This window comes from Paenibacillus sp. T2-29 (genome assembly GCF_052921365.1).
Window position 1 is genome coordinate 612,682 of sequence record NZ_JBREVE010000001.1, and the last position, 13,452, is coordinate 626,133.

Consider the following 13,452-nt stretch of genomic DNA (forward strand, 5'->3'; position numbering starts at 1 on the left):
CTTCTCATTTACGTGTGAATATATTGAAGATTTCGTTGGCAGCCTCATCAACAGACATGGCATCGTTCATCATTTCATCCAAGAGTCTGCCACACAATTGATCATCAAAATCTACATTGCTTTCATTTTGCGGCAGTAATGCATGGGCTTTTAATTGATCCTTGCTTTCAGAAGTCCAGTAATGCTCTTTTGCAAATGGATAGGTTGGCAAGCTGATACGGCGAGGTACCTTGCCAGTATAAAGTTTGTTCCAATCCAAATTTAGCCCTTTGGCCCACAGCTCCAGAAGCTTTGTATATTTCCTTTTGGAAATCCAATGTTCAATCAGTTGCTGCAGGTCTTCGTCCCCCGTAAAAATGGACAACGCTTCTTTGTTGCGCTTCACCTGACCTCTATACAGGTTGAGCATGTGGTGGCGTCCGGCCACAAATTCCTTTAATTTCTCCTCAAGATCTGTGATCGAATCCACAAGCATGGCTAGACGCTCCTCCATCGGTTCGCGTCCCACCTGGAGCGTATAGGCAATATCCAATATGCTGGCAGAGGATAACTGACCTTGAAGAGCCTCAAGCAGCTGTCGTCCTTTTTCCTTAAGCTGCTCCTCACTCTTGGCTGATAGCACGATCATGGCAGGTCCCTGAGAAGCAGATTCTATTCCTGATGGCTCCTGGACCTCGGGAATATACTCTTCAATCACGATATGAGCGTTGGCCCCTCCTGCACCGAAAGACGATATTCCAGCCCGTCTCGGATACTCTTTAGTGATTCCATCCGTTGTAATTACCGGTCTCTTCCATTCTTCTAGGCTCTGCTGAACGACAAAAGGAGTATTGATGAAATGAATTTCAGGATTCAACTTCCTAGAATGTAAAGATGGTACTAACTGGCGATGCTTAAGCTGCAACAATATTTTAGTTACTCCTGCAATGCCTGCTGCGCTCTCAGTGTGACCAATATTGGATTTGACCGACCCTATGGCGCAGAACTGCTTGTCTTGTGTGAATTTCTCAAAAGCCCTGGTCAATCCTGCAATTTCAATAGGATCTCCCAAAGCCGTGCCGGTTCCATGGGCTTCAATATAACTGATGGTTCTTGCATCAACATTCGAACGCTGGAGCGCCGCCTCGATCAGCTGAGATTGAGCTTGAGGGCTAGGTACTGTATAACCACTGGTTTTACCTGAAGCATTGAGCATGCTCCCTTTGATGACACCATAAATATGGTCACCGTCTGCAATAGCTTTCTCCAGCGGCTTTAACACGATAGCGCCGACGCCCTCCCCATCAACGAATCCATCCGCTTGGTCTCCAAACGACTTACATTCGCCACTTTTGGAAAGCATCGTCATTGCTGACAGCTTAATATAGTGGATTGGGTCTACGATCAAATTGACCCCCCCGACAATAGCGCACTCGCTGATACCGCTATACAGACTTTCCAAAGCTAGATGGATCGCCGTCAATGAGGAAGAACAAGCGGTATCGATGGTCATACTTGGACCTTGGAAATCCAAATGATAGGATATCCGATTGGAAATGGAATTGTATTGAGGTCCCAAACCATAATTCCCATTCATTACGCCCGCAAATACGCCCACTTTTCGACTCTCACAAAGATTGGCAGGGGTATATCCGGCATCCTCAATACTTGCGTATGCGGCTTCCAGAAAGAGCCGTTCCTGCGGGTCCATAGTTTCAGCTTCTGCAGGAGAAATCTTGAAAAATAGCGGATCAAATAAATCAATTCCATCGATAAAGCCGCCTGATTTCGTATAGATGGTGCCTCGCTTTCCTTTTTCTTCGTCAAAGTAGGTCTTCCAATCCCAACGGTCTTTCGGAATTTCAGTGATGCAGTTTTTACCCTCTTTTAGGTTGTTCCAATATTCCTCTACATTACGAGCTCCTGGATAGCGCCCTGACAAGCCCACAATCGCAACATCTCTGATATTAGAGGAGTGCTCCTTCGGTTTCTCACCTTTGCTGACAGACGGCTTAAGGAAGCGTCCTTCCCGTACAAAGCTCATTGGGGCCATATCGATTACCTGTGGAGCAGGTACCTCTTCCACTCTGGAAGTTTCTTCGCTCATCTCTGTCTCCTTCATACCTACCAGCTTCTTCAACGAATCCCTTTGCGTTTGAAGCAGGTACGCTACCAGATCATCTATGGTGTTGTACTCAAAAAACAGGGTGCTGGCAAAATCCTCGATGACCTCACGCAAAACATTGGTGATTTGCACAACCAATATCGAGTCGATCCCATACTCTTCCAGGGCAACCGTAGAGTCGATGCTTCCCGGTTCCATTTTTAGTGTTTCGCCAAGTAAATTTTTAAAGTAGGCCGTACTTTTGCTGCGCAGCACATTTTCTGATTCTGCCTGTACTGCCTCTCTTTTGGGCTGAGCTGATTGTTTCATTGATCCTGCTTCAACAGTCCTATTCTCTATCGATATGGTTTTCTGCTTTGGCTGTCGCTTTTGCCGAACCAAGCCATCGCTTTGGGCTGCAACGATTTGCTGGCCCCAATCATGCGCCTCCTGCGCTGGGAAGAACGCTGTGTGAAAGCCTTCTTTGGCCAATACGCTTTTCCATACGTGAGGATACAGCCCAGGGCAGCCGGGAATACGCAATTCCGAATCCTCATAAGCCCACCAGCCATCCAGCAAACCGAAGGTAAGATGGGTAAACACACTGCTGCCCATGAGTTCATTTAACAGAAGCAGGCCGTTGCTTTTCAAAACCGCTTTCGCATTGCGCAATGCCTGGCGGATATCTTTTGCCGTATGAAGTACATTGGCAGCAATGACAATATCATATTTACCCGCATCAATACCTTGTCCAGCAATAGGTTCTTCCACATTAAATATTCGATAACTGAGATACGGATTGTCTGGCCCGTACTTTTTTTCTGCGTGCATCAAAAAGGCCTTTGAAATATCGGTATAACAATATTCCTGAATGTGTTTGCAATATGGCCGTAATTTGAGAAATACGGTGCTGCTGGTTCCTCCGGTGCCTGCTCCAATTTCGAGAATTCTGATTTCTGCAGCGGAGTTGTTCGTAATTCTCTGCTGAACATAGGCGGCAATCGTATCGGAAAGAACTTCATTAAAATAGTCGGCGACCAGACTGTTTTTATAAATTCCTTCCACCAGCTCCATAGAGGAATTGGGGAACATGATTTCCGTGGCAGGACATTTGCCGGTAATAATTTCAGGCAAAGCTCGCAGCGTTGTCTCAACCAAATGTACCCTTGCTCGCATCTGCGGATATTTCAGCCATGTATGCTTGTGCTCTTCCCATTCCTGCCAGACATCCTCTCTATAAGTCGAGCTGGAATCATTTCCACCTGTAAGGGCATCATTCATCCGTGCCAAAATTTTTACGCTCTCTCCTAGCCATTTGCCGTATAACTCAGGCAGCCCATGCTTATGTTTAAACTCGTCGACAGACTGACGATCTGTCCCTGACAGCCCCATGGACAAAAGTTGCTCCTGCAGTAGCTTGCCCAATAGGTGTTCCAATTCCCTTTCCTGCAGGCTGCCAGCATCCTCTGCCGCATAGTCCTCGGCAAACTGGACTTTTGATTTGATCACTGCAGCAATACTTTCTTGTATATCCCGAAGATTGGGATCCGTGTTGTGCGGGTATAGGTTAATGGCTTCTGCCGGATTAGTCCCTTCCAGCTCCAAATGTTTTGTTGTTTTCATCAGTCCCATTTGACCCAGCGGTGAGGCAAGCAACGTCTCAAGTGCCTCCATCCCCTCGTGAGGCTCAATAAGTCCGACGCCGATCTGCGCTAGTTTTGAGAAATTTTCGACTTCTTGCTGCCTGTCTTGGGAGGTATTGTTTGCGTCGTTTCCCCAGTATCCCCAGTTCATGACTTTCACCGGGCAATGCCATTCCTGTGAAAGCCGCTGCGCAAACGCATCCTTAAAGGTACATCCCGCAGCATAGCTGCTTTGTCCCGGATTTTTTACATAGGCAATAATAGAAGAGAAAAACAATACGAAATCCAGCGGTTCATTTTGGAAGACCTGAGCCATACGCACACTGACATTGACCTTTGCTGAAAGCCCAGACCGAAGTCCTTCCTCCGTCAAATCCTCTAACCCCTTCTCCAAAAAGGCAATAGCAGAGTGAACTACACCGTTGATCTTGGAGTACCGCTGCTTTATCTCCTCATATGCCCCCTGCAGCGACCTTTCATCTGCTGCATTTGCCGTTATATAGCATGGGACAGGTCCGATGCCTTTAAATTCGTCCAATTTAGCCTGGATGGATGCATCCTTTGGCCTTCTGCCTATCCACACCATCTGGGCCTGATAGGTCGAAGCCATATACTTGCTCCATGCCACTCCGATGTTGCCTGCACCACCGATAACCACATAGACGCCTCCGGTTTTGTACAGCGTCTGTCCGTTTGAGCCTGGAGTCTGTTTAAACGGAATCAGCTGCTGGCGATACCACTGCCCGCCTCTGAAAACCCACATCCGTCCCTGACGGTCTGAAGGAAGCGTAAATAGTTCGGATAACGGCCAGTCATAGTCGGATTGTAGGTCTATAATACGAACCTTCCAGTTCGGATATTCTTTGGCCATCGTGCCTACCAAACCATGGAAACTTGCGTGGGCCGGGTGGACTGTATCATCCTGATCGATCGACTGAGCCTGGGTGGTTATAGTTGTCCAGCCTAATTTTTTCGTTCCATACCCCAGCAGGAGCAGCGCCTTGACCATTCTAAAGAAGAGCAAGACTCCTGGCTTCTGTTCGTCAATCAAGGATTCAGCAGTGACCGATTCGACGGAACTACAAGGTGCAATCCACAAAATGTGGTCAACTGCTCCATATTCTTCGACCTTTGAGGCAACCGTTTCTATGGAATCCTGCGCCTGTAGCTCCAAAAAATGCGCCTTCGGATAGTATTCCCGGATAGCCTGTCTATCTTTGTCTGTACCACCTGCAATGACCATTCGGTCTATCGACGATGGGAAAGCTGTATCTTTTTTAAGCGCAACCGGGTCCCATTTGGGGATGAGCATAACGGCTCCTACAAGCGGATCGGCGGCATGATCTCCTGCGACTACACCTTGTGCATGCTCAGTGCGGATATCTCCGTCCAGCGCCCGGGTGGATAGTCCCGTTATTCTGACACAAACGTTCCCTTCCTCATCACATAAGTCGATATTGAGCTTCTGTACCTTGTCCTCTTTCTTACTGCCCTCGCTGTATTGAATCAACGACCACATATTCTGGGTGCATCCCCCATGGATTTCGACCTCTTGAAGAGCGAATGGCATAGAAGGGGTATTTGGTACCTTGCTGTCCGGTAGCCCTCCATCTTGCCCCATGATTAATCCGATCGATGCATGCAAGGCCGCATCCATTAAGCTAGGGTGAAGAACAAAGCTGTCAGCCGAATCAGAGAGCATGGAGGGCAGTGCCAGCTTGACCAGTACCTTGCCCGGACGTGAGTACACTTTCTCCACACATTTGAAGGCTGGGCCGTAATCCATCCCGATTTTTTGGAAGATATCGTAGCAGCGCGCCCCCTCAAATCCGTGTGGATCAAATTCTGCCTGTAATGCCTCAAGGTTAAGCACTAGCTTTTGTTCCACGTTAAACTGCACCGCATTGCCCTGGCTGTGCACGGTATGTCCGATATTGCTTCCTTCTTGCTCACTATACACTTCAAAGCTGATTTTTCCGGCGTCTTCCAAGAATAGTCCGGTGTGTACTGAGAATGGCCGATCTTCCACCACAATTGGCCGAATCCAGTTTACATTTTTCAACCGGATTCCTGTTGCGCAGTTGTCCTCATCTCCTATAGAGCGTTCCACAGCCGCCCGCACTATCTCAAGATAAGCGACACCTGGTAGAACCCGTTGGCCTTTTACCGTATGATCCCTGAGGAAAAACTCCTCGCCTGTAAACGTTGAGCTGAACCGCTGCTTCAAGAAGTTTGAAGTGTTGTGATGCAGTAAAGGTGACAAAAATATAGACTGACCGAGAGCGGCTGTCATGCCATCGATCTTTACCTGGTTTACGGGCACCCAATAGCTTTCTCTAGCAAAAGGATAGGTTGGCAAACTAATCCTGCGAGGCTTCACTTCCCCATAAAGCCTGTTCCAGTCCAACAGCAATCCCGTCACCCAAAGCTCGGCGAGCTTTCCATATTTACCTTTGCTCACCCATGCACCTACCATTTTAGCCATATCCACATCGATTTCCTGAGTGACCAATACTCCTTTGTTGCGCTTTACCTGTCCTCTATACAGCTCTTCTATACCTTCCTTTTCCAGCAGGAAGCTTTCCAATTTCCAATCCAGCTCTTGGATGGAGGTGGCAATGATCGCAAGCCGTTCTTCCATCGCTTCTCGTCCGATCTGCAACGTGTAGGCGATATCTGCGAGACCTATACGCGGGTCATTCAGCTCTCTGATGGCAGATAGCAATCTTTGGGCCTGCTCGTTCAGTCTTTTCTTGTTCTTGGCCGATAGCACAATCATGGCAGGATTAAGCGACGCAGGAGCAGCTTGCAGCTGAGCAGTCTCTGCTGGAATGTATTCTTCGATTACCACATGCGCGTTAGATCCGCCTGCCCCGAAGGCCGAAACTCCTGCCAGCCTTGTGTATTCCCTGATTTCGCCATCGATGGATACGACAGGTCTTTTCCATTCCTCTAATTCCTGCTGAACTTTAAAAGGGCTATCACTAAAATCGATATTGGGATTTAACTTGCTTGAATGCAGCGAAGGCACCAATTGTTTATTTTTCAACTGCAACAGCACCTTTGTCACCGCGGCAATACCAGCTGCGCTCTCACAATGTCCGATATTAGACTTGGCAGACCCGATTGAACAGAACTGCTTGTCTCTGGTATATTCCCGGAACACCTTTTGTAAGCCCGCAATTTCAATCGGATCACCCAGAGGAGTTCCTGTCCCATGCGCCTCTATATAGCTAATGGTTCTAGGGTTGATTCCCGCCTCCTGAATGGCCTGCCCAATCACGCTAGCCTGTGCGTTGGGGTTGGGTACGGTATATCCATTGGTCTTACCTCCGTGATTCACTGCAGTACCTTTTATGACGCCATATACCCGGTCTCCATCTGCTATAGCTTTGGCCAGCGGCTTGAGCAGCAAAGCCCCGACTCCTTCTCCTGGCACATATCCGTCACCCTGTCCGAAGCTTTCACACCGCCCATTGCTTGATGCAAAGCTTCCCTGTCCGAGTAGTAGATATTTGTTGGGATGGACAGAAACGTTAACTCCCCCTGCAACAGCCAGTTCACATTCTCCATGCTGCAACCCGTGACAAGCCATATGGATTGCTGTCAGTGACGAGGAGCACATGGTATCCACAGCGATACTTGGTCCATGAAAATTACAAAAATACGATACACGGTTGGCAACCGCCGAAGCATTCCCGAGAAGCCCGAGCATATTCCCTTTGGCTTGTTCCTGGGCTCCATAAAGCTGATATTCGTGATACATCACTCCGACATAAACGCCAACATTGCCTTCCATGCCGCCAAGTCCCCGGTCTGCACAAAGAGTTTCTCGCGTATAGCCCGCATCCTCCATGGTTTCATATACGCATTCTAGGAATAGGCGCTCCTGAGGGTCCATCGTTTCCGCTTCTCTTGGCGAAATGTTGAAAAACAACGGGTCAAACCAGTCCACTCCGTCGATAAACCCTCCCCACTTGCTGTAGGTTTTCCCGGGCTTACCTTTAGTTTCATTAAAGTACAGGCTGTGGTCCCAACGCTCCTTGGGAATCTCAGTGATGGAATCCTTCCCATCCCTTAGATTTTTCCAGAACTCGTCGATACCTGCTGCCCCCGGATATCTTCCCGATACCCCGATAATGGCAATGTCCAAGCCCTTCTTTTCCTGACGGGGCTGCGTACCTGTCGGGAGAGGCCATGTACGTTTGCGACCCGCAGCTAACGAAACCAAAGGCTCTATTGCTGCTTTTGCAGGTTCGTTCGCTACTTTGTGAGGAGCCATATTCTTCTCCTGCGCTTTTAAAACGTCTACCAGCCGGCCGCGATGCGATTCCAAGAAATAGCCAGTTAATGAGCGGAGATTATGGTATTCAAAAAATAATGTCTTCGGCAGTGAGCCAAACGTTTTTTCCAATTCATTCGTGAGCTGCATGACCAATATGGAATCAATCCCATACCTGTCCATAGGCGCGTTTACATTTATACTTTCAGCTGGCAGCTTGATTACAGCCGAAAGCAATGTTTTCAAATAGTCTTCAGCTTTTTCTTTTAGCCATTCTTCGCCGATAACAGCGACTTCCCCGTCTTCCAATCCGGAACGGTCTGAAATTTCTGTTCCTGAAGGCTGTCCAAGCAGGGCCGCCTTAATCGTTTGAGGATACCCTTCGATAACCATGACCTGGCTTTTACCGGAAGATAAGCCTTGATACAAAGCCTTTATTCCATTCTCTGTTTCCATGGCAATCATGCCCAGACCTTGCATCGTCTTTTCCGTTTCCCCATCGACATGCATGCCCCCGTCTTTCCACAACGGCCAGTTGATCGACAGCGTGTGCCCATGGCGCTGCTTGCCTGCCACCAAGGCATTTCGATAAGAAGCATAAGCATCCATAAAACCATTGGCAGCAGAGTAATCAATCTGTCCTACATTACCAAGACTTCCGGCGCCGGAAGAAAACAGGATAAAGAAATCGAGAGGCAGGGCTCTGCTGGCCTGATCCAGATGGATCAACCCTGAGACTTTGGGAGTCAGCACTTCTCTAACTTCTTCTATCGTCTTTTTGATGATGAAGTTGTCCCGTATCACTCCTGCTGTGTGTAAAATACCGTTAAGACCGCCAAATTGCTCGACGATGCCATTAATTAACTCGGTGACCGCTTCCTTTTGACCCACATCCACCTGTCTGTACTCTATATGACCTTCCCGCGCTTCCAATTCACTTAACAAGGACTGTTTATCCGCTGACAGAGGTGATCGTCCTGCCAGTACGACGGTGGAGTTTTTCACATTGCACACGATGTCTCTGGCAAAAATCAGTCCCAGACCGCCTAGACCGCCAGTGATGAGATAGGTCCCTCCATCTTTCCATGGCCGGACTGGATCTTCACACAAGGTTTCAATTTCTTGCCACTTTAAAGCCTGTCGCTTGTCGCCATGATATCGTATCCGTTCGCTGTACTGGCTGTATCGGTTCTCTTGTAATTTTGCAATAATCCCCTCAGGGCCATCTTTGGCATCAAGCTCTAGCAGTTGACCCATGATACTCGGGTTTTCTTTTTGGGCGGTTTGCAGCATGGCAAAGAACCCGGAATAGACCTGTTGATCATTTCGGGCAGGGACTGCAATTTGCAGCAAAGTTTTTGGTTTGTGTATGTCCAGCATCATAGTTTGCAATTCTTCAAATATCTGAATAGTGTAGTCTTCAAACCGCGCATCCAAGTCAGTACTTGAGGACTGTAAAACAATGCAGCGAGTACCGTCCATGCGAGCTGCAATATCCTCCCCGGCGATACCTTCAAATTCGCACAGGATCACAATGTGCCGTATCTCGTCGAACGCGTTCTCTCCTGCGGGGACTGCCTTCTTCTCCCAGACCGGCTCCAGCATGAGTGTGCCCACATGCTCAACGAAGTCTGCTTGCCCTACTCCTTCTTCCAGCTCTCTGGATGAGAGCCCTTTGAGCTGCACACAAATCTTTCCGGTCTCGTCACAGAGATCGATATGTACCATGCTCAATCCATTTAGTGTCTCCTCATTCGCTTGTCTGGAAATCCGGGCCCACATCACAGAAGTGCATTTTTCGAATATTTTCAGTTCGTGCAAGGCAAAGGGTACTGAGAGCTTGCCCTCAGGCACATGTTCTTCCCGATCCATCACCAAGCCGATTGTGGCCTGCAAGGCTGAATCCATCAAAGCCGGATGCAATACAAATTCACTTTGGGTATGAGATACATTGGATGGAAGGGACAGCTTTGCCAGCACGTAATCCTTTCCCTGAAAGATGGTCTCTATTCCCCGATGTCCCGGGCCATAGTCTATTCCCATGGTTCTGAAAGCTTCATAGCATTGGCTTGAAGATAGTGAACTGCGAATACATTCTGCCTGTAAGACATTCAGGTCCAGATACTGCGACTCACCGCTTCTCTCCAACACAGCTATCCCCTGGCTGTGTATAATACCTTCGGCGTCTTCTCCCACTCTGCTATATATTTCAAACGCAATCGCTCCATCTTCCTGAGGATATAGGCTGGTGTGCACCCTGACTGGTTTGTTAGCTACAACGATGGGCTGAGCCCATACTACATTTTTAAGCTGTATATGAGTCTCACCCTCCATAACATCCCCCGCTGCTTCTTCTACGGCCGCTCGCACCATTTCAAGGTAAGCCACCCCGGGTAATGTCGGTTGGCCTAGGATTCGGTGATCCGCTAGGAAAAATTCCCGGCCTGTAAAGGTGGAGTCGTAGCGCTGCCCAGAGAGATCGGAAGTATTTTGATGCAGCAAAGGGTGGATTTGGGCGGCCATAGCCGGGTTTATATTCTCCTGCCCCATGTCTGTCTCAGACAACCAATAGCGTTCCCTCTCGAAAGGATAGGTCGGTAGACTGATTCGCTGAGGCTTAATTTCTCCATAAAGTGCATCCCATTCAATACTTGCGCCATTGGCCCATAATTTGGCCACCTTATCAAGTCTTCTATTCTGAAGCCAGGTCCGAACGAGGGTCCCGGTGTCTTCGTCAGAATCAAAAAGTTCAATTCCGTCTCTAGCATCGTCTACCTGTCCGGTTAACACCTTATCCGATGAGTTCCCATTCACAAAATGCTCCAGCTCATCGATCAGATTTCCTCTTGAATCTGTCAAAAACGCGAGGCGCCAGTTCATGGCATCTCTGCCCACTTGAAGGGTATAAGTCAGGTCCGACAAATTAGCATTTTCGTGCAATTTAACAAAGTCCATCATGTCAGCTGCATAGGCTTTCAAGGCTTGTTCGCTTTTGGCAGACAGTACAAATAGCACTGGGTTGTCTTGATCGACAGGGTCCAGCTTCATCTCAGAGGCTACAGGCACATATTCTTCAATAACCATATGTGCGTTAGTGCCGCTAAACCCAAAAGCACTTACGCTTGCACGCCGGGGTGTCCCCGGTTTGGACTCCCACTTTTGTAGCCCGGTGTTAATGTAAAACGGGCTTTCCTCCAAAGAAATATGTTCATTTAAGGCTTCAAAATTGATCGTTGGCGGCAATTGCTGGTGTTTCATAGCCAGGAGTACTTTCATTACCCCGGCCACTCCGGCCGCAGTCAGCATATGTCCCATATTGCTTTTCAGCGATCCCAGCGCGCAATAGCCCTTTTTGCTCGTATAGGATCGGAAAGATTCGGTAAGTCCTTCCACTTCGATAGGATCGCCCAGCTTGGTGCCTGTCCCATGGGCCTCTACCAGAGAGATGGTTTCAGGATTAATATTAAACCGTTGGTAAACCTCTCTTTCGAGCGAAATCTGTGAATTTACACTTGGAGCGGTGATGCCGTTGGTTTTCCCATCCTGATTCATTCCCCAGCCTCGGATAACCCCATGGATGGAGTCCTTGTCCCTGATTGCATCAGAGAGCCGTTTTAATAAAACAACGCCAACCCCTTCTCCGGGGACAAAACCGTTTGCACGGGCATCAAAAGTAAAGCATCGTCCATCCTTGGACAACATTCCTGCTTTGCTGGTCATAACATGCATCCCCGGTCCTGCCATAATCATTACTCCGCCCGCCAAAGCAAGATCGCTTGTTTCTAAAACAAGGCTGTTGCAAGCTTCAGCAATAGCTACCAGAGAGGAAGAGCATGCGGTATCAATCGCCAGAGAAGGGCCCTTCAAATTCAGTAAATACGAAATCCGGGCCGATAAAATGGAAGGCGCTCCTCCCATAAGAACCTGCGCGTTCAACCCCTGTCCGCTCATGGACCTTCCATAATCACTAGCTGCACAACCTACAAAAACACCGCAACGGCTCCCCGACAGTGAGGCAGGATTTAAACCTGCATCTTCAATGCATTTCCAGCTACTTTCCAGAAATAGACGCTGTTGAGGGTCCATCATCTCTGCTTCCGCAGGAGATATATTAAAGAACAACGGGTCAAATCGATCTATATCCTCTAGCACACCCATCCACTTGCTATAGGTTTTCCCCTCAACCTTGGGATCAGTATCATAATAATCATCAATGGACCAGCGTGTTGAAGGAATTTCCGATATACAATCCCTGCCTTGAGCCAGGTTATCCCAGAATTCAGTCAATGTTTTGGATTTGGGGAACTGCCCCGCCATGCCAATAATTGCGATCGAATCCTTCTCCTGACCATGCGGTATACGGGACACGTTTTTTTTCAGATCAGCCTGCTTGAGCGGTTTGTGCGTATCATCGCTATTCGACTGCTGTCCGTAGGCCGTTTGAATCCGTTCCTTGACCTCTTGCTGATTCACAAACGTTTTGTCCTGCATTTTTATTTCTTTTTCAATCGTCGCCGCCAGCTTTTCTCTTATCGGCTGAGCCATATGGTTTTTCAGCTCAATCAATGATTCTCTTGGCGATTCGGACAATTTTCTTGCCAGCTGCATAGCGTACGGTACCACTTCGTTTCTCGGCAGAACAGGAAAAGGAGTCCCTTTGGACTCCAGTTCTGAACCGCTATATCTAGTACCTGTGAATAAAATTTCCTGCGCCATGCTAACTCCGAATTTTTCAGGAAAAATGAGAGTTGAGCCCGCACCAGGAGTGAAGCCGTATTTCATAAAATTAGTGGTGTAGATGCTTTCTCTACTCATCACGATAAAATCGCAAAACATCCCCATGCACCAGCCTGCACCAATCCCATGTCCCTGCATAGCGGCAATGACCGGTAGCTTGCAATCCAGTGCAATCTTGTAAACATTGGTATCGCTATATTTTGCCTTTCCCTCATGAATTGCCAGCAGTCCCTCCTGTGTACCTCCTGTGGCAAAGTAGGTGTCGTACCCCGTCAGAATCACAACTTTATAATTTTCGTTAGCCTGCACCGTTTCGAACGCCTGATTCAGGCCTATAATCAGTTCATTGGAAAATGTATTTTTGTGCACTGTATCCTTCATTGTTAACAGGACAATGCCATGCTCAAATTCCTGCAGTTGAACCACAGGCGGCACTTCCGTTTCGCCATTGCTCTCCTTTTCCGGTCCGTGAAAACTGTCCAATGGCTGTAGCGAAAGAGACAATTCCTCTAATGATGATTCCTCTGATCGAGCTGCCAATGATTCTTCCAAAGATTCATCCGAGAGCCCGCCCATAAATTGGAGCAATTGTTTTTCGGCATCTTCAGAATTTATTTCCCCTGTTTGTACCGCACGAAAAATATCTTTTGGATCCATAAAAATGCCCTCCTAGCTGTATGAAATAGGACGAATATCGTGTCGGCAAT

At 48.1% G+C, this 13,452-nt stretch carries 1 protein-coding gene; it reads right to left on the bottom strand.

Annotation, left to right across the window (positions count from 1 at the left end; all coding sequences use genetic code 11):
- Window positions 1-4 precede the first annotated feature (4 nt).
- Entirely contained in the window at window positions 5-13,402 is a 13,398-nt protein-coding gene (locus ACU1JV_RS03250) for an SDR family NAD(P)-dependent oxidoreductase (protein WP_413986629.1), read from the bottom strand.
- Window positions 13,403-13,452: the final 50 nt, after the last annotated feature.